We start from the raw sequence: 26,135 nt of genomic DNA, 5'->3' as shown, positions 1-26,135 counted from the left end.
CGTCTGTTGTTTTTTCTCAAAATCAAAAATATGGGCTGTTCCACCAGGCCAGTAGATGGCATTTATACTGATAAAGAAGAAATCGAAAATATCTTTAAGGTGGCCGTCGCCAACCACTTTGAACAGTTCGACCGTTTTATTGCCCCGCTCGACGCACGGACGACTTTTCGACATTGGAGGGAAGTTATTCGTAGTGTCGATGAATGGATCAATCTTCAATTTGAACTACCTGATCCGAAACTATTTCTAACGTTACCCATTAAAGGGACTAAAGGGGAAACGCTGAACGAATTTGTTAAAGTCTTGACACAGGTAGATGAATATTTTGGTAAGGAAGTGGGGTTTCGTTTTTCCATGCTCGCCGATAATACTGAGACTCTCCTCGATCGATATGTCGCGAAGGGGCTACTGAAAACACTGGGAGACGGCATCACCCTGGCTGACAGTAACAGTGCAAGTTGTTATTATCAGACCCGTCGCCAAGCATACGCCGGGATGCTCAATCTTATACCGGCAAGAGCAAAGGGTCAACGAAAAATCCAGCGTGTAGACCTCCTTTACCATTGCACCGAGTGTATCGATATCTGCCTCGTCGGCTATGGCCAGGCTTATTTTCATTTACTGGTAAATGAATGTCTCAATGATTATGAAATTACCGTCACGGGCGACTTGTTGAAATCGAATTATGTGCACCAGAACTTGGAGGGCTTTTACTTGGAGCCAGAGCGGCTTTCACTCTTGGATCAGCTGGAATTACGAGCAGCTCAGATTGGTGACATGCCGGCAATTATCAAGCCCCGTGGAAAGGTATTCTCTTTCAACGAGCTGGACGTGACTATGGCTATTTTCCGTACAGCTTTTCAGAAATACGACGTCGGACAGTTGCCGGAATATATGGAAATAAACCAGTTGTTCTTTAGTTTAGCACGCTTTTGTGATGATGGCTACGATATCGAAATGGATGAGGACGAACTGGACCAAATACAAGCTGGTTTAAAGAAGCTTAAGCTTAAACTGCGGGGAACGACTTATCAGGAACTGATGAACGATTATGCGCCATTCACTATTTTTGAAGGCAAGGCGTACAGCACAGTACCGCTGTTGCAACGATTTGCTTCCCGAACACTCAACCATGCACTAACACGCAAGCGCAGCTTTATCATCAATTCTGGCTTTGTTTTCGAGGATAAAGTGCAGAAAATATTGGAGAAGCATGGCTATCACTATGAAGGTCACAAACGAATTGCACGGCAAGAATTCGACTTAATAATGACGAAGAATGGTAAGGTTTATAACTTTCAATGCAAGAATAACCGAGCTAACACCGCTCGAGCCGGCTTCAATTATAAGCTGATCGCTCGTTATAATCGCTCATTGATTTACTATTACCGCAAAGCGATTAAAAATGAGGTTGATCGCGAACACTCGATCGCTGAAAAGACAGGTATCCATGACATCACTAATTTCGTAGTCTCGCGTTTTCCAGTGATAACTCGAGATTTCCATATTATCAATTTTACTGATCTGGAAGAATGGATAAGTAAGCAAAATCACTGAGCGAGCTTCCTACAATTAGCCGTATGCCAAGAGTATGCTACTAAATTAATCTTTATAACTAAATAGATTCTAGTGAAAGTTAAAAGACTCAAAATTAATAAGTAGTAAATAATTTAAAAAGTGCGTGGAACTATCTATCTACCATTTAATAGTTCCATTTTTACTGTCTATTGAATTTGCCACGATTTCACCTATCTGCCTGAACCCTTTCTTGTTACCTTCTATGGTGTAAGCTAAAAATTCGTCCCTCATCGCACCCAGTAACGTGATGTTATCTTCCGTAATAAAGCGATTGTTAAATGCAAAATTTACTCCTTGCCCATTAAATGGGACGCTCGGATAATAAACTGCATCAACCTCGAAGGGAATCTCAAAAAGAGCACTATTACAATAAGCGGAGGTTATGAGATATGTTAATGGGTCTTCATATGCAAGTTTACGAAACCGTTCAAATAAATATCGGTAAAGCATTACATTGGCTTCGCGAAAATCCCCGTCATACTTGTTAAGAAAGTCATCTAATACTGGCCCATGTTCTCTATCATATTTTGAGATACGTTTTTCAGGATCAGGAGAGGTAATTATCAGCGCCGAAAAGTTTCGTTTTATCTTCCAACGACCTATTGTGACATATAGTTTTTCACCCTCATTCCTTTCTTCCGTCCAATAATTTACTAACTCTATGTAAGAGGTTGGTCTATTCTCTCCGCAATAAAACTTCGATTGAAACGGCCTATTACATCGGGCAAAATTCCTTATAGCTGAATGTGGTGCTAAAGCTATCTCTGATTTAGTAGAATAAAATATGTCTTCCAAGTGAGTCCTCGCTCTAAACACTTCAATATCGCTATTAAAATTGTAAATAAGAACGGGTAACTGTTTTATTATTTTGTATGCCATAAATGCCTTTTCATAGGCAAATTCGTCTTTGGGATCAATGGCCTCTAACTTATCAATTGCCTTTTGTACATTATCAGGCGTCATAGTTGTCATTGGCTGGTTACAGCATTTGTTAAAACTTGTAGGCAATCTATTCCTATATTTATGATAAACTTACAAGAAGTTTATCATAAATATAGCCCCGGCTTTTTGTTAAGCCACTCGCCTAAACACAATCTCCTTAAAACACAAGACTTTATGACAAAAAATACTATCCGAGCGAAGCGAAGTGTGGAGATTTTTCTATCGGCAAACCAGCAGGGCATGGTATTGACGTTAGGCGTATTGTTCAGAAATTTGCTAACCAAAAAGCTCGGGAGAGAATTGATAGATTATTTAGATAGATTTCAGACGGTATTTCTGAGAACTGGGGCAACGGGTGAGCGGAGGCACGGAGCTCACTTGTTGTCCAATAAAGCGAAGCAGCTGAAAGAGGAACGAGTGGAGCGGCTGGAAGCTGTTGAGGTATCACAAATTAAACGACCCGCTTTTCTTAACAATTAATTTCTTTTTAAAATGGTAGCACTGATCTTAGGTGGCATGGAAAAAGGCCTCTTTCGTTTGTTTTCAATTGATATTTCGTCTTTGAAACCCAATCCAGAAAAATAAAGCTCGTCAAATATTTTTTGATTGGTGGGGGCAAACTCAGCCGATGCATCTTGGTTTTGAGCAATTTCTTCGAATAGCTTAGGGTTGGATAGAAATGCACCACAAACGTCCATCTCGTCTGAAGCATATGCTCTTCCGTGCAACATTCTTCTTTGCCTCAAAAACTTTTTGAATTGAGGAATTGGATTTGAATGAAGTCTTTTTAAGGCAAGAAGGAAAGCCTCCAAATCGTCAATATAGACGGACCATGGAAGATCTTTATCTTCATCAATATCCATCATTAAATTAAGATCTGATTGGACTGGTCCAAAGCGTTCAAGTGTGACAACAATAGAATAAATTTCATGAAACCGACTTGGATCGATAGTATATAAGGTCGCGTGGCTTTGTCAAAAACAGTAAATGGAGTATTTTCGAAGACCTTATCTTCAATCCTGAGACATTGATCATAACCATACTGTATCGACTCTTTAAAATCGGATTTCAAACGCGTAAATCCCTTAACTGGGTCACGGAACGGCTGTCTATATTTCGAAGCTTTTATTTCAATAATGAATGCAGCATTTTTGGATAAAATCAGAAGATCTTGTTCAGTATTCGGATTAGAATGATAATTTGTATAAAAAAAAGTTCGTGACTCTTTTCGAAAGAACTGCTTAAAAACATCTTCTGTTTTTCTCTCTAGGGACATATTTCTATGTTGGCGAAGCTTTTCCACTAAATTTGGCTTTGAAAGAAAATGTTGATAAAGAAGGCGAAATAAGGCAATGGGTACTTGTTTTTGATATACGTGTATATATTCACCGGACGGAAGCAGGACTATGGGCTTCTGATCTAAAGGATTTTGCTGAGCAAAGAACAGAAATTTGTCATCTTGCTTCGGAATGAAGGTCAATAGCCCCAACATTTTTTTTTACTTGATGCTTCGGAAAAGCAGTATAGTAATCATTTGGAACAAATTTAAATGCAGTGTAAGTGCAGTTTTTAAACTTATTCATCTGCTCATAAATATCTTCTGGCAGCTCTTCAATTCTTTCTTGGAATGTTTTATTGGTATTAAGCAGGAATTTAGCAAAATCATCAGTTTCTGCAAATGCCATAAGATCTTTATTCTTCCTTGCTGTTACTAGTTCAGAAAACTTATAAAAATCAGTTAAAAAGTTTATATCAAATCCGAATTCTTCCTCTATCTGATTTTCGAACGGTTGAAAAACTCGCTTTAACCTATCTAAATCTTGTTCCACATAACTCAGAGTACCATTTTCAAAATAAGTGTGAAATGATATGTAATTAATTACTTTTTGTATGCTTTCGTCATTCCTCTCTAAGTTGTCCAGATCGCCGACCGAATTATTCTGATAGAAATTTTTAATTTTTCGTAAATCTTTTGCCCACTTCTTAATTACAGGATCTGTAACCTCTATTTTTTTAGTACCAGTGCCGCTTCCTGTCCCGTTCAAAGCTATTAAATAGGTGAAGTCTTTTAGCTTCGAATCGAAATCATTAAGAGCCCCTTCTGTAGCCAATGGTTGGTTTTTAATAAAATATGTAAAGAAACCGATAAATTGTTCTTGCTCGTATTCTTCCACTTCTAATTTTAAGCAATTGGATAGAATCTGAAATTCTTGGTTAGTCAGATTACTGTCGGAAATAATTTCTTTAATAAAAGTACGATGTCAGTCAAGTATTTTAAAAAGAAGTGTTCAACACTGGAAGTATTAATCAGTATAGCAAGAGCCTGACTGTTAGTCAAGCTCTTGCTATAAGTATTATCCGCTTTTTATCAAGGATTCCAGCAATTAGCGTTTTGCAGGACTAGCCAGTTGCCAATTGAGTCTATGTGCTTGATAAGGATTATTTAAAAATAGCTTGAACTATTCATTCTCACTAATAAACCTCTCTGTGGCGGCAATTATCTTGTTCATATAGCTATTTAGCTCCTTTCTGCCATCGTAAATGTTGTGGGTGACCTCTGGCATTAGTGATATAACTATTTCAAATATTTCCTTTTCTTCAAAATCTATAATTGATCCCTCAAATTTGTCATCCGGCGTACATATGAAGCGATTGATCAAGTTAAAAGAAGGAGAAATGTTCTGCGGTAGGTAAGTGACCAGTTTAAAAAACGATTCCCGATTTACTACATCGAATACAAATTTGCAATTGAAGAACGTATCATCGTTTAACTTAATTTTTTCAATAAGGTCAGTCCAGTCTAATAATTTATTAAATAATGGAAGTTTTTCTATCTCACAATTTGCAGACCTCAACAATCGCGCGCAAGCTAATCTTTTAAAGACCTTCGTCAAATCATTAAAAATACTGTTCCTATTGTCCTCTCTATATTTATCTATTGCTAATTCTACTGACCAAGATTGTGTTTCGGATTTAAATTCGGTTGCTCGCTCTATTCCATTTTGGTAGTTTAATAAATAAGGACTGTAGTAATCATAGTGATCCCGATCATAATGATCACTGAATTCATTATACGGCCGGGTTAAAACATCAAATGAATAAATCTGACCGTCTTCAAGCGCCCAACCATCACCCAATTTATGTGCGATTATTTTTCCGTGAGTAGAAGGCTTTAAGTTTTTATCATACATGTAATCCAGAAACCAATTATAACCTCCGACTTTGTCATTAAAATAGACTGCTCTTATTCTTATAAATTCACCTTTAGGAAGCTTTATCCCTTCGATATCATTTATCCTACTATCTATGCTATGAAAATGGAAATCGACTTTCGACCCGATTCGATTCGATAAATGAAAATGATAGCCACGGTAATTTGCGATCCATTTATTAGGTGATTCCGTAGCATAAATTTCCCATGCTGAGTTACGGCTCGATATAGGGAAAAATCTTTGCGCGATCCTCCATAGCCTTGGAGTAGATAGTAATTGTTCAATTTTTACAGAGTCCCAATAAGTAGCTTGTATGTCGTTTTTTTCATTCTCGCTTATTTTCTCTAATCTAGTGATTACTGCTGCTGAAGGGTACGTATCACATACTAGCAAATACCCTTTTGCTTTGTGCTCAGTGCATGAATCAACGATGTCATCTAAATCATCTTTTCCAACAGCTCCTTTATCCTTGTGTTTGCATTGTATCAACCATGTTTTACTATCTGATAGAAATTCGCTCGCTCGGTCTTCAAAACATAAAAGGTCTTTTCCTCCATCGGGTCCTTTCCCACTCCATTGTACACGATAACCTTTTGTGAGTAATATTTCTCTTACTAGCAATTCGAGGTCATTTCCATCCTTCGATAATTCTTTAAAATCCAACATATTATTAGGCTGTGGTTAAATATTGGCAATATTATTTAAATGGGCCTTCGGTAATCATTGCACTTAATTTGACAAAGTCGATCAATGACATTTGATGCTCAATTTTTGATTGCAATGCTATAGCATCAGCTGAGAAATACGAGCTAGTTACTACAAGCCCGGCGGTCACGCGGTCGGCTAAGATTCGACCCGCCAAATGGCTTATAACGCTGACGCCGACAGGTCGATCAGGAGCATTTCGTTTACACTCTACATAAAACATTAAATTGCCTAGCTCACGATGATCAGCAATTATTAAGTCTTTTCCACCATCACGAGTTTGTTGTGTCAACTGGACTTTGTATCCACGCTCGTCGAAGAGCTCTGCGACCATGATCTCAAATTGTCTTGGAGTTAGCTGGTAAATCGCGTGAGGCTGACGCTTGATCTTATTGAGTATTCCAGTATTAATAACACGGATATCGGTAATGATTTTCGGCGCCTCTTCTACAATGAGGGTAGGCGTCTCCATCTCTTTTATAATAATCGGGTTCTGGTAGATGAATGGTCGTTCAGCGTTCGCAGAAAGTCCGAAAAAGATGTTTAAGGCCGATAAAATCGCACGTGGGTTTCCATTGAACTCGTCCATCATGCCGCGAATGGTCGAAACCATATCGGGATGTTCCCCGGTATGATGATCATAGATTGCCACCATCTTATTAACCTCTTGGTCCGTTAGTCGGCGCAGCCAAATGGAATGAGATAATTGTCCGAATACCTTTTCGTTGATCTGTTGTCGCGCTGATAAAATAACCCGAAGCCCGTATTTACGTCCCTCCCGCATAAGGCGTTCGATCCTTTCTTTTACTTTCGGTGATAGGATTTCTTCGAAACCGTCAATAATTAGTAGATCGGGCCGTTCATCATGCCTCGGAATTCGCCTGCCTAACAGGTATGGAAGCAGTGCGGATTCATTGGCTTCCACCTCGTAACCACTTCGAAAATCAATTTTTCCAAATCCAGGAGTGTTTAGGTTCTGAAAAGCTTTCAAAAAAGCTGTTTTACCAATGCCCGCTTCGCCGTAAACAATAGCATGACCATAGGCTATCAAAATCGTATCGAGATCGAAAAGCTCACGAGATCGGCTGCCACTTATCACCGGCCTAAGGTGCTCATCTAAGATGACATCAACAATCTTGCTATGGCTTTCTATTGACATACTTTAAAGGCATTTATGAAATAATTGTGTATATCAGGATATAACCCTCAAATCTAATAATAATATTTCCTTGTAATAGAACATAAGAGTCTGTGGTCAAATTCCAATTGTTTCGATCCGCTAAAAAAGCAGTTAGCTTTCAAAATTAGAAAGGGACCTACTAAAAGGCATTTTCTTAATAGCTAATATGTAATATGCAGAAGGGCTATACCAGCCCTTCATCTGCAAACGAGTAAAACCCTTCAGCTGTCACTATCAAATGATCTAACACTGCTATATCCAATAATTCTCCTCCATCTTTAATTTTTCTAGTAAGATTTAAATCCGCCTGACTCGGTCTCAAATTTCCAGATGGATGATTATGAGCCAGAATGATTGAACTAGCACATCCTTTTAAAGCAGTTCCAAAAATTAACTTAGGATCAGCTATCGTTCCCGCCATTCCTCCGGTTGAAACTTCAAATATTCCTAGAACCTTGTTTGCGCGGTTTAACAGGATGACTTTAAACTGTTCTTGTAATTCCATCTTATTCATATCCCAGTTTTGATACAAGATTTCATAGATGTCTTTTGAACAGCATATTTTTGGTCTTTCTGAAGCTTTGAACTTTGGTCTGTAAATAACTTCAATTTCTGATACCTGGAACAATGAAATTTGATTTAACAACGAATCTTTATTTGATTTTTGTGTTGTTGAGCTCGCTTTCAGCTCGGTTTGTAGCTTTTCCATAATTAGCTGATTTAAAAGTTAATGAATTAATTATGGTGCTACTGCAGGCTGAGGGCGATCAAGGGCAAAAGGAAAAGGAATAAATGGCTACGAGCGAGTGATCCGAGCGTTTATGCCGGAAGCTTTTGCCCGCTTCAGCAGCCCTCAGCCTAACTTTGTGCCGATGATTAATGAATAATCTCACGCTTTTCCGTTTTCAACAAGTCTTTTCATACCTGCATTTTCGAACTACCTTCGTAACAATATGGGAATGCCACTTAGAATTACTTTTCGAGATACCGACTACAGTTTTCAGGTAATAAATAAAGAGCCAGTTACTAAGAGCACAGTAGAAATACCGATTATTTTAAATGGGAAAACTGTGAATCTGGTAAAAGGGTCAAATGGATGGGTTATGAAAGAGGAGGTTTCAGGAATAGACCCCGAACTGATTCAAGCTATTGGTCGGGCAATAGAACTTCGGTTCAGACTCTAAAAAAGGACCGTTGACCTGGTCTCCGATCAGGGATAGAAGACACTACTAATGAGACCGGATCGCTTTTTACGAAAAGTAAAGTAAGCTATAGTGAGTCCAATAACCGTATAAATCCTTCTTGGTTTAGAATTGTTGATCTAGGGATTCGCTCTCCTTGTTGCCTTCATTCTCTTACATCTTCGATAATCAATCTCTCTGGATATCCAAAGGCAGCTCTATATAGAATTCCGTGCCTTTATTCACTTCGGTTTCAAACCAGACTTTACCCTGATGCATTTCAGTCATCGATTTTACGATCCACATTCCCAGACCTACCGACTCTTCGCCCATTAATCCCTCCCGGCCGGCTTTGGTATATTTATTAAACAGATACCGTTGAAGTTCCTTTGGGATCCCTATTCCATTATCACTTACAGGAAATAAAACCGTCTGCTCCAGTTTTTCAATATGAATCTTAATCACTCCGTCTTCTTTGGTGAACTTTACTGCATTGGATAACAGATTATTAAAAATCTGCGTAAACTTCATACTATCTATTTCTGCGAATATTTTATCATGAGAATGGGTAAACTCAACCCTCCTCGAAATGTGACTTTCTACTTTTTGATAAATGTTTATTACCTCGTTTATTTCCCAAACCACATCTACTCTTTCCAGGCTTAGCTCCACCACTTCTGTTTCCAGTGATTCATTTTTAAGCAGACTCTTGATAAGATCAATATTTCGCTTACATATCTTATTGATAATGGCTGTCCATTCATGGACCTTTTTATGTTCTTTGCCCGGGAAGTGATCATTGATACTAGAGCTCAGCATTTGAACGATGCCAATCGGTCCCTTCAGATCATGCGCCGGAATTTCCAGTGTTGAATCTTTCCAGGAGTTAACCCTTTGCATGTTGAAAATACTTGTCTTCCTGGCCGCATCATCTTCGAGTATTCCGCCTACATATTGCAGTTCATCGTCTTCAACGACAGGATAGATTTTTAATCTGGCCCAGCGCTCGGTATTGTCGGGCCATATAATTCTGAAGTCTAAAAGGGAGCGATTTTTACGCTTAGCGAACTGCTTCAAGGTGATCTTAACGTATTCCCTATCATCAGGATGGACGATGTCCAATAGATGGCCAGATTTAAGCTCGAAATCTTTTCGATCTCTTTTTGTGATTTCTTCGAAGGCGGGATTTATATATTCAATTTTGTCAGTTTGGACGTTATAGAAGAAAAACAACTCATTTGCCTGCTCTGCTACTTGCTTCAAAAAATCAAACTCTGTTTTTTTCTCCATGATACGTCCGATTAAATTTTATTAACCCTCAAACTTTTCTTTTGTTCCTAAACTAAATGGTAGAGCTGAATTATATCATATCCTAAGAAGCGACTAGATTTTTTAACACGCTTCAACGACGAGAATTATTATATATTCTTTCACCATAACTACTCTCCATCTTGACAGCTGAGTATGAGATATGCAGGATTCCAACGATGAATGGTAAAAACGCTTAAAATAAAAAAGAGCCTTTCGGCTCTCTCCCAAAACAATACTATTTTATCTATTTCTCTTGATTTTTCAGTTCAGTCACTTCTCTTCTGATGTCAGCGGCGAGTGTCTTTATTTCTTGCATTGCTTTTCGAAGACGAGTCCCGGCTGCGCCGTTTTGCTTGTCGTAGAATTTCTCAGCATCTCCTCGGGATGAATTAAATAAGTCTTTAAGATGATTAAATTTTTCCATGTCTGTGATTTTAGAGGGCTAGTATACGTTATTTCAATTTTATGCAGTGTAGTTTCTAGACTAACCAGAATTGATTTAGTTGACTCGTGTTACCAGGAGGGTGATCGCGCCCCAGCTTTTAGAATAGCTTCTATAGGAGTGAATTTACCTCGACACAATTTAAGTCTCTGAATGCATCCCTAAGACGTTCCACAAATCTCTCTTCTCCTTTACGTAACCAGACTCGGGGATCATAATATTTCTTATTCGGAAAATCTTCTCCTTCGGGATTGCCGATCTGAGTTTGTAAGTAAGGTGCTTTTGATTTATAGTAATCGTTAATCCCCTCCCAAAAAGCCCATTGCATATCAGTATCGATATTCATTTTTACTGCTCCATAAGAAATAGCTTCGCGAATTTCCGCTCGCGTCGAGCCAGAACCACCATGAAACACAAAGTTGACAGGCTTCTCGGCTTTCAGGCCGAATTGCTTGCGGATATGCTCTTGCGAGTTTTTAAGAATGACCGGCTGTAACTTAACATTTCCGGGTTTATACACGCCGTGCACATTGCCAAATGCAGCTGCAATGGTAAATCTATGGCTGACGGTGGCAAGTTCGCTATAAGCGAAGGCTACTTCTTCAGGCTGCGTATATAACTTTGAACTATCTACATCTGTATTATCTACACCGTCTTCTTCCCCCCCTGTTACGCCGAGTTCAATTTCAATTGTCATTCCCAGCGCTTTCATTCGCTGCAAGTATTTCTTGCATGTCTCGATATTCTCTTCAATAGGCTCTTCAGAAAGATCCAGCATGTGTGAGGAGAATAGAGGTTTGCCAGTCTGCTGTTGAAAATGCTCACCTTGAGTCAGCATTCCATCAATCCACGGAAGGAGTTTTTTTGCCGCGTGATCCGTATGAAGAATCACGGCTACCCCATAATACTTCGCCAGCAGATGTACATGTTTCGCTGCTGAAACAGCTCCCAAAATACAGGCTGCATAGTTTTCGTTATTCAGCGACTTTCCAGAATAAAACTGTGCTCCCCCGTTTGACAGTTGTATAACTACTGGCGAATCAACAGCCCGCGCTGTTTCCATTACAGCGTTGATTGAATTTGTGCCAATAACATTTACTGCAGGCAATGCAAACTGGTGCTTTTTGGCACATTCAAATAATTCCTGCACAGCGTCACCGTACAAAACGCCTTTGTAATTCTTTAAATTCATTGTGATTTTCTATTCAGCTTTTTTGTCTCCGGATGTCTTTATCTTCCGTAATCATCTTGTACTCTTACAATATCGTCTTCATCTGATGGGCTGTCGAAATCCGTATGCTGCCAAATTTCCGCGAGTATAGCGTAGGAGTCTAGTCCTACAAGCCTATGTCTTTCTCCTTGTTGAAGTTTAACGTATTCTCCAGGTCCTATCTTTATAACGTCCTTTTCCTCGTCTGTCTCACTTTTCACCACGCCGGCTGTGCCCTTAATCACCTTCCATATTTCTGCCCGTCTTAGATGGTACTGCCAGGAAAGCCGTTTTCCCGGCGCAACTATCAAAATTTTAGGACTCAACTTCCCTGATATCCTCAGGTCGCTTACATCCACAGCGTCGAAGAAAATTCTGGCGAAGTCCTCGGCTTGATCCTCACGAATTACAAAAAATCCGCCCCAAGGGCGCGTTTTGTCGGATTCTTTAATACCAAGACTATGGCCTTTCAGCATTGTTTCAACTTCTGTAAATATGTTTTCTACCATTTTTCAGTTCATTATTTGATTAACATTCTTTACTGTTTCCTCCATGGCGGTTGCTCTTTTTATGATTTCAATACATGCCCTGCTATTGTGGTAGGGACATTTCCATAAACCAACCTTATCCTGGTTCATCATAACGGAACCATCGTCTAAAACACCCCAGGTCCACTCGCCATTTTCCTTATCGAGAATACTGTTCTTAATAAAGTCCCAGACTTTTAGAGATCTATTTAAAAAAAACTCGTTCCCGGAGAGCTGGTACGCATTGAAAAAACCGACCATTGCCTCAGCTTGTACCCACCAATGCTTTTCTGTTATTAAGTGATGGTCGGATGGCGCAAATTCGTAATACAAGCCTCCTTTTACTTCTAAATCAAACCCTTCTGCTGCTGCCTGAGTCAACGCTATGGAGGCATTTCTGACTTTTAGAATCAAGTCCTGGTCTTCGATCGCTTCGGCCGCTTCGAGCAGAAGCCAGGCAGCTTCGATATCATGACCATATGAAATGATGTCAGATTTTTTAGTCCAGTTTTCATCCAGGAAAAGTACTAAGTGCCGCGTCTCTGGATCGATGATGTGGTCAAGAAAATTTCGGATAAGGAGTTGAATCTGCCTTTTTAAACCTTCATTTCTCCAAACAAGATAGAGTGTTGTGTAGGCTTCCAAAACATGTAAATGAGTGTTCATTGTCTTCTTCTCATTGGCGTCTTTAAGGCTTAACCGCAAGTCCGGCAACTCATCCCATTCGCGAGTAAAAGCTTCAAAATAACCGGTTTGCCTCCTGTCAAAAGCCTTATCTACCAACAGCTCATAAAGTTGAATTGCCTTACTTTTTGCATCCTCATTTTTGCTGGCGATATAGTATTCGCTCAAACCGTAAATGGTAAACGCTATTGCGTAAACCTGTTTCTTCGTATTCAGTAACTTTCCCTCTGCGTTCACGGTCCAGAACACTCCCCCAAACTCCTCATCGATCAGGTGCTCCTGAATATAATTGTACGCCCTGCCAGCAGCTTCCAGATAAACTTCTTTTGCCTCCAGATTATACGCAGCAGAAAAAGACCAAAGGATGCGGGCATTCAGCACCGCTCCCTTTGGTGCGGTATAATCACCTACATTATCGTTGTCGATTTTTCCAATAAACCCGCCGTTGATGTTGTCTGGAGCGTACTGCAACCAATAGTCCAAAATATTGTCCAACTCTTGTTTTACCTCTTTTTTATACGCTCGCAACCGGGAGCTTAATTGAATCGTCGACATTGAAATAATGCTTACCGCTTATTTATTTGTTATTGTGATTTTTCTTTACCAGCCATCGCATGCTGCCTGGCTTCTATCTCTTATTCTTGTCAATGATGCTGTAGATCGTTTCCACTGATTTTGCCGAACGCAAGCCATCTTCAGGAGTATTAATGGCATAATCGAGCAGCTGATCAATGGTAGAAAGAGCAACATGCTGACGGGTATCAGAAGAAGCATAATAGATGAATACTCTTCCGTCCTCGTCGGCGATCCACCCATTGCTGAAAGCCACGTTGGAGACATCCCCAATTCGCTCTCCTCCTTCAGGGGCGATGAAGTAACCGGTCGGCTTATGGATCACTTTTGCGATGTCGTTAAGATCCGTCATAAAAACGTAGAGGACATAGCGCAGGCCCGCCGCCGTGTTTCGTACGCCATGAGCCAAATGCAACCAGCCTTTTTCGGTTTTAATAGGAGCTGGTCCTAAACCATTCTTAGCTTCGTACACCGTATGGTACTGCTTCCTGTCGATCACGATTTCCTCCTCAATTACTGCGTTTTCGATGGTATCACTTAAGCCAAAGCCTATTCCTCCCCCCTTTCCGGCCTCAATGAAACTATCCTGAGGACGGGTATAGAAAGCGTATTTGCCATCAACAAACTCAGGGTGCAACACCACGTTCCGCTGTTGTGGCGAAGGTGTTTTCAAATCTGCCAGACGCTCCCAAGTAAGCAGATCTTTGGTGCGCACAATTCCACACTGGGCAACTGCCGCACTTTGGTCACCCTCAGGCGCAGAAGGATCGCGGCGTTCAGTACAAAACAGGCCGTAGATCCAGCCATCCTCGTGCTGAACCAATCGCATGTCGTAAATATTGGTATCCGGCTGATGGGTCTCGGGAATCAAACAGGGATACTCCCAGAACCGGAAATTGTCGATACCGTTATCACTTTCCGCGACAGCGAAAAAAGATTTCCGATCATAGCCTTCTACGCGGGCTACCACCAGGTACTTTCCATTCAATTTAATCGCTCCCGAGTTGAAGGTGGCATTGATCCCGAACCGCTCCATCAGATAAGGATTAGTTTCCGGATTCAGATCATAGCGCCACTCCAGGGGAGCATGAGCTGCTGTTAAAATAGGACTTTGGTAACGGGTAAAGATGCCGTTTCCCAGCTCTTCCGGCTGATTAGGTTTACTCAACAGCGCCTCATGTACTCGGCGAAGTGTTCTTAAACGCCTTTCAAAAAATGTGTTTGTCAGTAGTGATTCTTTCATTGATTTATATTCCTTTCTATTCAAGGAGGGAATTATGTTTGATTTTACTTCTGAAACTCGACCACTTTTCCGGTCTCCGGGAAAGCTGGCATATCCGGGGCATCATCTGTTGCGGATACCTGAGGTTCCTCGTTCAACTTATCCCACCAGGTCTTCTTTAACACAATTACCAAAACCGTGAGAATTAAAACGGTTACAGCTAATGGTGCCTTCATGCCAAGGATTAAATACATGGGCAGTACGGTGAGACAAAGCTGAGCAGCGATTCCAATCACCACGTTGAACATATCCAATTTGAAATTTTTATTTGGTTGAAATGAAGGATTCTGAGTCTTTATCTTTTGATAAACGGGATTCCAAAACCCCCAGGGACGAACGGTTTTATAGAAGTTCAACAAGATAGTCTCATCGGTGGGAGGAGCAGTATAAGTTCCTAGTATACAACCTGCAACAGAAATCAAAAACAGTAGTGGCCAGACGTAGAGCGGCAAGACGTCAGTAAAAATAAAAGGAAACACTAACGCCGCTGTAATCCCTGCAGCCATACCCCAAAAGAAGCCGTGCGCATTGAACCTCCACCAGTACCATTTTAGTACATTCGAAGCAATGTAACCTCCGTAAAGAGCACCTACGATCCACTGGAGAATACTATTCACATCTTTTGCAAAGAAGCCGAGAATTACTCCTATTGTCACCACTACAACACCAACGAGATAGTTAGCTGTTATAATTTTTTGAGTAGAAGCTTGCGGATTTATGTATTTGAGGTAAATGTCGTTCACAACGTAAGCTTGTGCAGCATTCAGCGTTCCCGAAAAAGTGCCCATGAAAGCACCCAGCAATCCGGTTAGTACTAGTCCTAAAACCCCAGCCGGTAAAAAAGTATTGATTGCCGCCGGTAAAATACGTTCAAAATCAGAACCGCCTGTTTCGCTGGTGATATCTAACTGACCAAAATACAACAGAGCTAAAACAGTAAGACCAATAATCATGGAGTACCGGATAGGAAGCAGAACAATAGAAACGAAGCCGGTCATCTTAGAAGCCTCTTGTGGTGAACGCGTCGATAACACTTTTTGCATATCATAACTCGGGGATGGTCCAGCCATACTGGAAAGAACACCTTTGAAGAGCATCATCATAAAGAAGATACCGAACAGGCCGAAGCCGTCCTCCTCAATCTTTTGGTTCGCCGCAGGTACAATACTACTCCAGTCTAAATCCAATTGCCACCCAAAAAACGGATCGTCCCACCCTGCCGGGACTAATAGTTCCTTACCGTCCAAATGGGTTACTGCAGTAAAGGCAATAGCCATACATCCCACTGTCATTATCCCATATTTAATCGCATCTCCTAATACAATGCTGTGCATTCCTCCAAGAATGGAGTAAAACATGGCAAATAATGTGAAGATTATACCATAAAAATGAGGCACGTAAGCTGCGGGTATATAAAAGGGTAAATACGGCTGGACGACGTCCCATGGAATAAAAATTTCCATAAACTTCCCTAATCCTACAAAGCCATAGGCGAGGAATCCGAGACAACCAATCAGGGCGAAGGCGACTACAATATTATGAGAACCTTTTACTCCCTTGCCCTCTAATCCAAAACGAGTTGCAAGCCATTCAGCCCCGGTATCCGCATTAGAACGGCGCAGCCACTTCGAAAGGTACATCATATTAAAGACCTGATTGAAAACCGGCCAAAGCCATGGAATCCAGATACTCTTAAAGCCATATACAAAACACAGGGATACCATCCACATTGTGCCACTGATGTCAAACATGTCAGAAGCGTCGCTTAACCCCAGCATGTACCATGGTAATTTCTTACCTCCCATCAAATAACTTTCCTTGTTCTGGCGTGCTTTATTACGGTAGTACCAGCCAATCATCACCATCATGATGAGGTAGAAGACGATCATTGAAACGTCAATAACTGTTAAATTCATTTTCCTAAATCGAAAGTATTTTGTTTATAAAGGTGAGCTGAGTATAACCGCAACCTGAAGTACGAATTTCTATAACCTGCTCTTCTCTCTGTTCTCGATGCCAAAAGTCAGCCGTAGCAGTGGTTTAATTTGACTAAAAAAAGGTGCTCGAATGTTTATAAAGGAATAAAAAAGCTTTCAAAAACGACATTCTTAGGACATCATCTGCAATAATTAAGGCCACAGCTAAAACAGGACCCCTCATAGGTCCTGTTTATTTTCCGTTGGACTAATTATTTTATCTTCCCTATTCTCAAGCAAAGTCTCTTGCTCATCTATTGCGGATGCTTGTACATGGGCCGCTTCAATTCATTTGCAAACATCACGTAGGAACTACTCTTAAATTGGAGAAAATCTGCTTCTGCCGAGTGGTTCTTGTAGGGGGTCCAATAGGAGGAAGTTGTATTAGCCCACACAAGCACGTATGCCATTTCTATTTTTTGCGCTTCCATACTTGCAAGTAACTTCTCCGTGTACCATTTATTGTTCGTCAGGTTCTGCTGTCCGGTTTCAGTAAAGGCAGCGATTTTACTCTTTTGCTTGGCGTAGTCGGAAACGATTTTCAGCTTATTTGAGATTGTTGTATTAGATACATTTGCATTTAGGCCATAATTATCTGTGCCCAATATATCTACAAAACTATCCCCAGGATAAAACTCCAGGTATTGCGTCAGGGTCGTATAATCTCCTCCCGGAGACCAGCAATAAAGGAAATTGCGAACCCCCAACTCATCTCTTAGGTAAGTAACAGTAAACTGAAATAGTTCCTTATACTGAGCCGGAGTACAATGGCCTTTCCCCCACCAAAACCAACCACCGTCCATCTCATGAAATGGTCTGAATATTACAGGAACTAGCTTTCCATCCGCTGCAATAAGTGATTTCGCATAATTCGCAACTTGTTGTAGGGAACCTTTGAATACTTCATGGTGTGATCCCCCTGGAAGAATTCTGCTTACCGCTTCAACAGGCGACTCATTCCAATTAAAGCTACCTTTTGAAACAGGATTACTATAGTGCCAGGAGTAGGTGTTAATCCCTCCCCTATTGTAAGCTTCGATAGTTAGTTCTTTTGCAATTTGCCTCTCGTAATCAAACCAACCACCTTCTGCCCAGCCGGCGATGTAGTTGAAATCATGACCGTAAACTACCGGATATGAACCCGTAACCTCCTTCACATCCGACTTTTCTTTCGAAACTGCCGGAAGGTGCTGTTCGTTTGCCCACGAAGTTGAAGAATTAATAACCCCCCTTTTGGTGGCATCCTGGTGTCCAAAAAGAGTGTGTTTCCTGGCTACCGTTTGCATGTTATAAAAAAGCCATGCAGTTTCATCGGTCGCGCTCTTGTCTACCAAGCCTGACTTGATGGTGGAAAGAGCCGGCACAACTTCTTCCTCCACTGGAGGCTTTTGTACTGTATCTACTCCTTCTTTCTTTTTACATCCAATAAAAAACAGCAGCGAAATAAGTGCAGCGTTTCGGATAAATCTTAATCTATTTAAATACATCATCTAGCCCCTGTCTTTATAATTAAACCGCCCGTGAGTACGCGCAGCATTATCGTTTTATCAATCTTAACATCAAAACATCTTGCCCCGGAATACTTGCTTTCAATATTCCCTTAGTAGTGCCCATGTCTTTCTTAGTCCATAGGTTTCTTATTCTATAGGTATCCTTTTTGGTGTTTAACTCCCGTTTGGCAAAAGAGTCCTCTACAGAATGGTCAGCCCACTTGAGTTGTAAAGGCTTTGGCGATTTTGATCTATTCAGGAAGCAGATCGCCCAGTCACCATTCTTCAGAGGTTTATACCAGGTTTCAACACTATCCAGAGAGCTTGATTTAAAACCTTGTATTCCAAGTTCGTCCTGATCGATTGCAATCACTTCCCGGTTTGTCAGAACATCTTTTGTTTGCGCAGACATAGATCTTAAATCGTTCCCTGCAATGAGAGGAGCAGCAAGCATAGCCCACATAGAGAAATGGGCGCGCTCCTGATGAACCGGCATTCCGTTTCCAACTTCCAGCATATCAGGATCATTCCAGTGGCCTGGTCCTGCAAACTCACGCAGACCTTCCTGTTTATCTAAGATTTGCATTACTCCCCATGACTTCCAGGTGCCGTGATCTTCTACACAATCAAAACAGTTGTAAATATCACCGGTCGTTCTCCACAAATGACCTACTGTTTTGCCCCACTCCCAGGGTTTATCATCACCCCACTCACAAATACTCAGCACTATCGGACGACCAGCCTTCCGTAACGCTGCTGCCATAGTCTTATAAGCTCCTTCGGCCTTAAGGCCCTCTGTATTGCACCAATCATACTTCAAATAGTCAATACCCCAGCTTGCATAAGTCTGCGCATCCTGAAACTCATAACCCCTGCTACCTGGTCTTCCGCCACAGGTTTGAGAACCAGCATCAGAATAGATACCTAACTTCAAACCTTTCGAATGCACGTAGTCTGCAAGTGCTTTCATCCCCGAAGGGAAGCGTTGCGGATCAGGATGAATAAAGCCGAGGCTGTCGCGGTCGCCATGCCAGCAGTCATCGATATTTACATAAGTATATCCGGCATCTTTCATTCCCGACGACACCATTGCATCTGCAATTTCACGGATCATCTTCTCATCCACATTACAGCCGAACTTATTCCAGCTGTTCCAACCCATTGGCGGCGTTAGGGCCAGCCCTTCAAACTTTGTATAATTCTGAACATAATTATTCCCCTGCGCCGAAACCGTTACGGAAAAGAGGATAGCTAAGAGTGTGTTTAAAATTTTTTTCATTACTGTCTGTTCTTGTACATTTCTCGTTTTATTTCATTTGCAAAAGCTGCATACTTGTCGTTTCTTCTATCCAGCTGCCTGATCCATCTTGTCAACTGCGTTACTAATGATCAGATACTTAAATCATACTTTTATCGGCAGATTGTAGAGCGGAATAATCGTCCGGTCCAGACAGAACCGGACGATTTAGATTATTTTACCAGGAGGACATTATCGAGGTAAAAAGTAGCAGGATCACCGTTAACCTGCATAATAAAATCATCTAGATTGGAAACCCCTGCCCCCTTGAATAAATCGAGGTCGAACTTGAAATAGGTCCATTTATTAGCAGGGACGTTAATTGCCTGTGTATTTGCCCAATTGAAATTGAAGCTTATTACCTTATCAACCTCTGCTCCCTTGATCCAGAAGGTAACATACTTGTAAGGAGCAAGACTAACCGCATTCTTCATATGCAGCTGTAATCCACCCCAGGAACCGGTATATTCTGCTTTTAAAGAATTTGATCCGCTTATGGAAAAAGCGTTCGAAGTACTATATCCTATGCTCCAACCCCAATAATCAACATTGGCAGGCTGAGACTCTGTAAAAATTGGATATGCATTTGGAAGGTAAACGAACTCCTGCTCAGTCACTCGCGTTCCCGACGAGTTTGTGATTGAAAGCTTCGCTCTGCTTTTAGTGCTTGCGGGCATTTCGAGTACCAGCTCTTTCTTTGATTTTGATACAATTGTAGCGGCATCCGTTGTACCATCGATTTGCACCTGACTTACATCTTCAAGGTTAATTCCTGTTAGTGTTACCCGCGTGCCTGCGTCTACCTCTATCGCTGAAACCTGACTGACAGTTGGCAACGCAATAACTTTGAAAGGAACTTTGACAACTTTGCCTGCCCTATTGGTAAATATAATATTTTGAGGGCCGCCCCCTGCTGTATCAGGAATCCGGAATACAAGGGCATTCTCATTGTTGAAAACAGGATTAAAGCCAGCCGGAACACTGTCTTTTTCGAATACGACGCTTTGAATGCCGCCTAATCCAGAACCTTTTACGATTAGAACGTCACCGCCCGAACCTTCTCCGGGATCTATTTGACTCACATTAAGGTCGCCGGGCTCCGCTTCGTTCATCCCGTTAGGATCCTTTTTGCAAGCGGTAAAAACAAGACTGATAGCTGCTATTGCCACTATGTGTTTGGTCCGAATATATTTTAAGAAGTTCATCTCTATTTTTTTTAGGTTAATAATAGTTTACAGCTGGTTGTGATAGTAGAGGGTTCAATAGAACCTCTGCTGCTGGAACCGGCAGAAACAACTGACTCTCTGATGTGAAGTAGCCTTTTACGTCAGCATGGTTAATCGTCCTTACTCCGTTGCTCGTTGTATATTCACCGCGCTCCTGCTTTTCCAAAATTTCTTTTGCTTTAGCAAAACCCTGGCGCTGAACATCGAACCAGAACTCCCCCTCGAAGTTAAATTCGATCATCCGCTCATGCAGGATCATGTCCTTTGTAATCGAGGTTTTGTCGTTGGTGAATCCCGCTCTTCTCCGAACCTTATTGAAAGCAGCCAGAGCTGTCGCGTCCGAGGTAGAAGCATTATCAGCGAGAACCGCCTCTGCATAAATCAATAGGATATCAGCGTATCTTAATACATATGTGAACATATTATTGCTGACACCTATGACCTTCGTTACAGCGTCTCCAGGTCCAACAACGTATTTAGCTGTATTTGTACGGGTAGCTGTGTAGCTTCTTTTTGGATTATCAGTAGTTAATGTATCGTAAGTGAAACCGTTCGGAAAATTTTTATTTTTCCAGTCAGCCCGATGGAAGCCGTGCTCCATAATGCTCTTCCTTCTTAAATCGCCTGGTTCAAATGCAGTAAGTAAATTGATTGAAGGCACGACAGAGGAATACCCTCCGGCCCCAATGGGATCAAGCAGCGCTCCGGGACCAACATTCGTTTGTACGTGATTTGCAGACGACCAATCTCCATTTTCGATCCACTGAAAAGCAAAAAGAGACTCAATATTTCCGTTTGCCGCTGCAGTGGAAAACATCTGGTAATAGTCCGGATACAGGTCGTATTGCCCGGAGCTGATCACCTCCCAAGCCTTCGTCTTCGCATTTGCGTAATCTTTCATGTAGAGGTATACTTTCGACATCATTCCTTTTGCTGAGTACGCATTGACGCGAAGTCTGGGAACCGGAGTAGTTAGTGGAAGTCCGTTCTCAGCTGCTTTTAAATCCTCTATAATGAACTTTAGTACATCCGCTTGCTTATAACGAGGAACATTGAAGCTTGAACCGGCTGCCAGGGCGACAGGATCTGTAACGATCGGCACGTCTTTAAACACGCGGGTGAGATAGAAATATGCGACCGCCCGCATAAACTTTGCCTCGGCTATTCCCTTGTTCAAGAAGTCCTGGTCCCCCAGATCCGCCTTTCTGTCTTCAAAAGCATTAATCAATATGGTCGACACACCTGCTACTTTGTAGAACGAACGCCATGCCCGCATCACTTGTGCATCGGTTTCCGAGACGGTGAAATTCATATAAGGAGCGTAATCCCCGGGGCCGGAGGTGATCCCCGTGCCACCCATTATATCCCCAATACTTAGCCATGCTCTATCCATAAAAGGCTGCCAGGCTGCTCCGTATAGTAATCCAGTAGCTGCGTCAACTTGTGCCGCGTTAGTATAATAGGTTTCTAAAGTTGGAGCATTCGGATCAGGTCTTTCTAAAAAATCTTTACTGCAAGAAACCATAAAGGTTGCTGCGGTAAGAAGGGCAAATAACTTATGTTTCATTTTTGATTTTGTTAAATTGGTTAGAATATGATGTTAGCGCCAATTGTGAAAGTCCGAGGATTTGGGTAGTTACCATTATCCACATTAGACATCAGGGCATTATTATTATAAGAACCCAACTCTGGATCTAAACCGGTGTATTTGGTGAAAGTGTACAGGTTTTGGCCCAGGACAAAAACCCGTGCATTTGAAATCTTAGCTTTGCTTATTAGACTTTTTGGAAGGTTGTAACCAAGCGTCACATTTTGAATCCTTAAATAGGACCCGTCCTCCACGAACCGTGAAGAAAGAGCGACGTTATCTCCGTGCCATTGGTTGTACCTTGGAAGCGTACCTGCAGGATTAGAGGGAGAATAACGATTGTTGAAAACGTCTACTGACTGGTTGTGATACACATTGTAAGAACCTTCAGTCAGCAAGCGGGTGAAGTTGAGAATATCGGCTCCATAACTTCCCTGAAGGAAGAATGACAGATCGAAGTTTTTAAAGGTAAAGTTATTCGTTAATCCGAATGTGAATTTAGGATTGGGGTTTCCGATAGCGGTTACATCATAAGAATCGATTTTACCGTCGGGACTTCCTTCCGGACCACTGATATCCCTATACTTTACATCACCTATCCAAATACCCTTAGGACCCTTTGTGATAAGCGGATTTTTGGCGCTATTATCTATATCCTCTTCTGACCGATATAGTCCATCGGCAATGTATCCGTAGAACTGCCCAACTGGCTGTCCAACCACCGTTCTTGTAACAATCCGGTCAGCGTTTAGCGCATCTGTAGCGGCAATAGTAATGGCGCTGGTGCCCGCGTTTAGCTCCTTCAAAACGTTCTTGTAATGAGTAATATTGAAAGAGGTCCTCCATGTGAAAGCGCTTTTTTGGATATTATAGCTGGTTGCTGAAACGTCTATACCTGTGTTCTCCATCTTACCAGCGTTTGTAATTGGCGACTGAATATCATCCCAGGCTGTTCCAATACCGGTATATGCTGGTAAACTGGAGGGTAAAAGCATATCGGTGGTCAACTTCCGATAAACATCCACTGTCAACTCCAACTTCTTATTGAACAATGTGGCATCAACAGCAGCGTTGTAGGTATTAACTGACTCCCACTTCAAGGCTGGGTTAGGAACGTTACTTGGCCAACTTCCTGCGCCAAATGCTCCTGTTTGCTGTCTGAGTCCTGCAGTATATGCATTTGAATAGTTTGTAACTCCCCTGCCAACAGCACCTGCACCCAATCTAAGCTTCAAATAGTTCAGGACGTTTAGATTGTCGGCGAATTTCTCGTTCGTCACAGTCCAGCCTACAGACACCGCCGGGAAGTAACCGTACTTATTATCGGGACCGAAGTAGGACGTCCCGTCTCTTCTAAGAGATACGTTAAGAGAGTATTTATTGTCATATGTATAACCTGCCCGACCAAAGTAAGAAGCCATGGCCTGCTCACTTAAACTACCACCAGTTTCTTGTCCTACAGTTGAGCCTGCACCAATAGACTGGAAATTTAAATTTAAGTCTCTTCTTCCAGCGCTTAGTCCATCCCATTTTGACTCCCAGGCCTCTTGTCCTAGTTGTGCTGAAACGTTGTGCTTGTTGAAGGTTTGATTATAGCTCACATAGTTAGTTATGCTCCAGAATGAAGCAATCCCTCTGGACATATTAATCCTGCTTACGGGAATTATAGCCGTGCTGCCATATGTTAGCTCAGGTTCGAAGAAGTTGCTTTCGTTCACAGAGTAATCGATCCCCACCTGAGACCTGAATGAAAAGTTCTTATTGAACTGTACTTCGCCGTAGAGACTGGCGAGTGCCTTAGCCTGAATGTTACGAATATCTCTCAGGGATGCCAGGGCGATGGGATTCCGATTATTTCCGAAATTATAACCACCGATTTGAACTGCGGGGGCAAATTGGCCGTTCACAAATATTGGGGCCGCCGGGCTGTTGGAAACTGCAACGCTGATTGGGGTAGCTGATCCGTTGGTTAATGATACTTGTTGGTTCGAACGAGTAAATGTTGAATTTAGCCCTACCTTGAACCAGTCTTTCACTTGCTGGTCTAAGTTAACCCGGACAGCATATCGTTTTATACCCGAACCAATGACAACGCCTGACTGATTAAAATAATTTGCGGAGGTATAATAGGTCGTTTTATTGGCTCCTCCTGAAAAAGCTACCTGATGCTGTTGGGTAGTCCCTCTTTGAAATAAGGCCTCCTGCCAATTCGTTCCCTCTCCCAACACGCCTGGCTCCCGGTACTCAGGAATAGGCACATAGGGATTTTCGTTAACCGTTGCAATCTCTTCAAGTACCTCATTTTCATATTGGGCAAACTGTCTTAAATTCATCATGTCCAACTGCCTTTGAACCTGAGAAACACCAGTAAAGACGTCGTATGATATTTTCGATTCCCCAACTCTTCCCTTTTTTGTTGTAACGATCACTACTCCATTGGCTGCACGTGATCCATAAATGGCTTGGGCCGACGCATCTTTCAGAATATCAATAGAAGCGATGTCGGCGGGATTGATATTCGCAAGTGGGCTTTGAGTTGTCTGAGCGGCTCCAGCACCTCCCTCATTGTAATTGGTACCAGGAGCTCCACCAATCGGAACACCGTCAATTACATATAAGGGTTCGTTGCCATTTACTGAAGTCACTCCCCTTACCCGGACGGAAACACCGCCGCCAGGTTGACCGCCGTTCGTGTTAATAGTTACTCCTGAAATTTTCCCCTGGATGGCCTGATCTATACCTGCCACAGGAGTATTTTTAATGTCCTTTTCAGACACCGAAGCAATCGAGGAAGTTATTTCAGCTCTTCTTGCTGCCCCATAACCAATAACTACTACCTCGTCCAGAGAAGTTGTATTACTGGTAAGCTGAATGGTGTATTCGGAACCGGAAGTAATTGCGACTTCCTTTGTATTCATCCCTAAGAAGGAAACAACTAAGGTTTTACTTCCTGCTGGAGGAGTAAGGGTAAACTTACCATTTATATCTGTTACCGTTCCAACTTTAGTTCCCTTGACGTTAACTGTTACGCCTGGAAGAGATTCTCCATTTTCGTCAGTAACCCGACCAGTGACAACCCGATTAGTTTGAGAATATGCACTGAGGACTGACAGCATGGTCACCAGCAGGCATAGGAATGGTATAAACTTCTTATAATTATCTTTTTTCATTTTGATTAGCATTTTTCGATTTTTTCATAATTGGTTTGATTGATCATTGTAACTGTTTACCTCATACTTTCATTTGTTTAGTTAATTAGTTATTAAATTTCCAGATGACTTGGCTTAGTCGCTTACTATCGAGATGTACAGTGTAACCTGATAACTTCGGCTAGTAATTGGTCGTGAAGTAAAAGTAGATGAGGCGAATTGCTGCTTTTTAAAAGAAATAGGCACCCAAATGTTAACCAACAGAAAGTCGCTAATAATGAGGAAATTAACACTAAAAACAGGAATCAAAGCAGTCAATAAGGTGCCGTTTTATAGTATTTTAACTGAAAAGTTTGAAGTGTTTTTTAGTGCCCGAGCGGGCGGTGGTATAGCCAAGACGAATTATGAATTTCACAAATCGGTTATCCTTTTCGATGCTTTTGCTGGAAAGCAGGAACTGCAGCGCCAATAGCATTAAAGGTAGGCTTGTGAGGTACTGAGAGGACAAAAAACAGTTCTATGAACGTGAATTCACTCGCCTCCAAATCCATGGGCTGGATGAAAGTTACGAGTTAATTTCTC

Annotated in this window: 23 protein-coding genes; 4 read left to right on the top strand and 19 right to left on the bottom strand. The window is 41.6% G+C overall.

The window, feature by feature from the left end:
* Positions 1-30 precede the first annotated feature (30 nt).
* On the top strand, positions 31-1,557 hold the full coding sequence (locus J4N23_RS16915; RefSeq protein ID WP_207428963.1) for a hypothetical protein: 1,527 nt from the start codon (positions 31-33) through the stop codon (positions 1,555-1,557).
* 138 nt (positions 1,558-1,695) lie between these two features.
* Here J4N23_RS16915 and J4N23_RS16910 read toward each other — a convergent pair whose 3' ends face one another.
* Complete coding sequence (locus J4N23_RS16910; protein ID WP_207428961.1) at positions 1,696-2,541, bottom strand: hypothetical protein; 846 nt, start codon at positions 2,539-2,541, stop codon at positions 1,696-1,698.
* A gap of 153 nt (positions 2,542-2,694) precedes the next feature.
* Between J4N23_RS16910 and J4N23_RS16905 the strand changes: the two genes are divergently transcribed.
* Positions 2,695-3,000, top strand: coding sequence for a hypothetical protein (locus tag J4N23_RS16905; RefSeq protein ID WP_207428959.1), 306 nt, complete (start codon positions 2,695-2,697; stop codon positions 2,998-3,000).
* Here the strand turns inward: J4N23_RS16905 and J4N23_RS16900 are convergent.
* From J4N23_RS16900 to J4N23_RS16875, 6 genes are all read right to left on the bottom strand, one after another.
* Positions 2,997-3,386, bottom strand: coding sequence for a hypothetical protein (locus J4N23_RS16900; RefSeq protein WP_207428958.1), 390 nt, complete (start codon positions 3,384-3,386; stop codon positions 2,997-2,999). The genes J4N23_RS16905 and J4N23_RS16900 overlap by 4 nt on opposite strands.
* Positions 3,386-4,012 (bottom strand): hypothetical protein, encoded by a 627-nt coding sequence (locus tag J4N23_RS16895; RefSeq protein ID WP_207428957.1) that lies wholly within the window; start codon positions 4,010-4,012, stop codon positions 3,386-3,388. Before J4N23_RS16895 ends, J4N23_RS16900 begins: the two co-directional genes overlap by 1 nt.
* Positions 3,975-4,694: a hypothetical protein gene (locus J4N23_RS16890; protein ID WP_207428956.1), complete on the bottom strand. Its 720-nt coding sequence runs from the start codon at positions 4,692-4,694 to the stop codon at positions 3,975-3,977. Before J4N23_RS16890 ends, J4N23_RS16895 begins: the two co-directional genes overlap by 38 nt.
* A gap of 285 nt (positions 4,695-4,979) precedes the next feature.
* Complete coding sequence (locus J4N23_RS16885) at positions 4,980-6,398, bottom strand: restriction endonuclease (protein WP_207428955.1); 1,419 nt, start codon at positions 6,396-6,398, stop codon at positions 4,980-4,982.
* 31 nt (positions 6,399-6,429) lie between these two features.
* The gene (locus J4N23_RS16880) at positions 6,430-7,596 is read right to left on the bottom strand and encodes a restriction endonuclease (RefSeq protein WP_207428954.1); all 1,167 of its coding nucleotides are present in this window, start codon (positions 7,594-7,596) and stop codon (positions 6,430-6,432) included.
* A gap of 205 nt (positions 7,597-7,801) precedes the next feature.
* On the bottom strand, positions 7,802-8,326 hold the full coding sequence (locus J4N23_RS16875; protein WP_207428953.1) for a RadC family protein: 525 nt from the start codon (positions 8,324-8,326) through the stop codon (positions 7,802-7,804).
* A gap of 250 nt (positions 8,327-8,576) precedes the next feature.
* On the opposite strand from J4N23_RS16875, the gene J4N23_RS16870 reads away from it, so the two are divergent.
* The gene (locus tag J4N23_RS16870; protein WP_207428952.1) at positions 8,577-8,801 is read left to right on the top strand and encodes a hypothetical protein; all 225 of its coding nucleotides are present in this window, start codon (positions 8,577-8,579) and stop codon (positions 8,799-8,801) included.
* Positions 8,802-8,987: 186 nt separating this feature from the next.
* On the opposite strand, the gene J4N23_RS16860 is transcribed toward J4N23_RS16870, so the two are convergent.
* The 12 genes from J4N23_RS16860 to J4N23_RS16805 all read right to left on the bottom strand — a co-directional run bounded on the left by J4N23_RS16860 (position 8,988) and on the right by J4N23_RS16805 (position 25,574).
* Complete coding sequence (locus tag J4N23_RS16860; protein ID WP_207428951.1) at positions 8,988-10,088, bottom strand: PAS domain-containing sensor histidine kinase; 1,101 nt, start codon at positions 10,086-10,088, stop codon at positions 8,988-8,990.
* A gap of 265 nt (positions 10,089-10,353) precedes the next feature.
* Positions 10,354-10,533 carry a histone H1 gene (locus J4N23_RS16855; protein ID WP_207428950.1) on the bottom strand — a complete coding sequence of 60 codons (180 nt, stop codon included), beginning with the start codon at positions 10,531-10,533 and terminating at the stop codon, positions 10,354-10,356.
* Positions 10,534-10,663: 130 nt separating this feature from the next.
* On the bottom strand, positions 10,664-11,743 hold the full coding sequence (fbaA, locus tag J4N23_RS16850; protein ID WP_207428948.1) for a class II fructose-bisphosphate aldolase: 1,080 nt from the start codon (positions 11,741-11,743) through the stop codon (positions 10,664-10,666).
* A 38-nt stretch (positions 11,744-11,781) separates the two neighbouring features.
* Positions 11,782-12,270 (bottom strand): phosphoheptose isomerase, encoded by a 489-nt coding sequence (locus J4N23_RS16845; protein WP_207428947.1) that lies wholly within the window; start codon positions 12,268-12,270, stop codon positions 11,782-11,784.
* A 3-nt stretch (positions 12,271-12,273) separates the two neighbouring features.
* Positions 12,274-13,527, bottom strand: coding sequence for an AGE family epimerase/isomerase (locus J4N23_RS16840; RefSeq protein ID WP_207428946.1), 1,254 nt, complete (start codon positions 13,525-13,527; stop codon positions 12,274-12,276).
* Positions 13,528-13,600: 73 nt separating this feature from the next.
* Positions 13,601-14,788 (bottom strand): glycosidase, encoded by a 1,188-nt coding sequence (locus J4N23_RS16835; RefSeq protein WP_207428945.1) that lies wholly within the window; start codon positions 14,786-14,788, stop codon positions 13,601-13,603.
* Between the two features lie 44 nt (positions 14,789-14,832).
* A complete protein-coding gene (locus J4N23_RS16830) occupies positions 14,833-16,743 on the bottom strand; it encodes a sodium:solute symporter family protein (RefSeq protein ID WP_207428944.1) in 1,911 nt (636 codons plus the stop codon).
* A 314-nt stretch (positions 16,744-17,057) separates the two neighbouring features.
* On the bottom strand, positions 17,058-18,293 hold the full coding sequence (locus J4N23_RS16825; RefSeq protein WP_207428943.1) for a glycoside hydrolase family 26 protein: 1,236 nt from the start codon (positions 18,291-18,293) through the stop codon (positions 17,058-17,060).
* A gap of 46 nt (positions 18,294-18,339) precedes the next feature.
* Complete coding sequence (locus J4N23_RS16820; RefSeq protein WP_207428942.1) at positions 18,340-19,572, bottom strand: glycoside hydrolase family 27 protein; 1,233 nt, start codon at positions 19,570-19,572, stop codon at positions 18,340-18,342.
* A gap of 191 nt (positions 19,573-19,763) precedes the next feature.
* Positions 19,764-20,795, bottom strand: coding sequence for an IPT/TIG domain-containing protein (locus J4N23_RS16815; protein WP_207428941.1), 1,032 nt, complete (start codon positions 20,793-20,795; stop codon positions 19,764-19,766).
* Positions 20,796-20,811: 16 nt separating this feature from the next.
* Entirely contained in the window at positions 20,812-22,383 is a 1,572-nt protein-coding gene (locus J4N23_RS16810) for a RagB/SusD family nutrient uptake outer membrane protein (protein WP_207428940.1), read from the bottom strand.
* A 20-nt stretch (positions 22,384-22,403) separates the two neighbouring features.
* Positions 22,404-25,574, bottom strand: a complete 3,171-nt coding sequence (locus J4N23_RS16805) for a TonB-dependent receptor (RefSeq protein WP_242689266.1) — start codon at positions 25,572-25,574, stop codon at positions 22,404-22,406.
* Between the two features lie 256 nt (positions 25,575-25,830).
* Between J4N23_RS16805 and J4N23_RS16800 the strand changes: the two genes are divergently transcribed.
* Entirely contained in the window at positions 25,831-26,025 is a 195-nt protein-coding gene (locus J4N23_RS16800; protein WP_207428939.1) for a hypothetical protein, read from the top strand.
* The last annotated feature ends 110 nt before the right edge of the window (positions 26,026-26,135 follow it).

The sequence above is a fragment of the Pedobacter sp. SYSU D00535 genome, assembly GCF_017355855.1.
Taxonomy (GTDB): Bacteria; Bacteroidota; Bacteroidia; order Sphingobacteriales; family Sphingobacteriaceae; genus Desertivirga.
The sequence above is the reverse complement of the archived record's forward strand: the minus strand, read 5'-3'. Positions and strand labels throughout refer to the sequence as shown.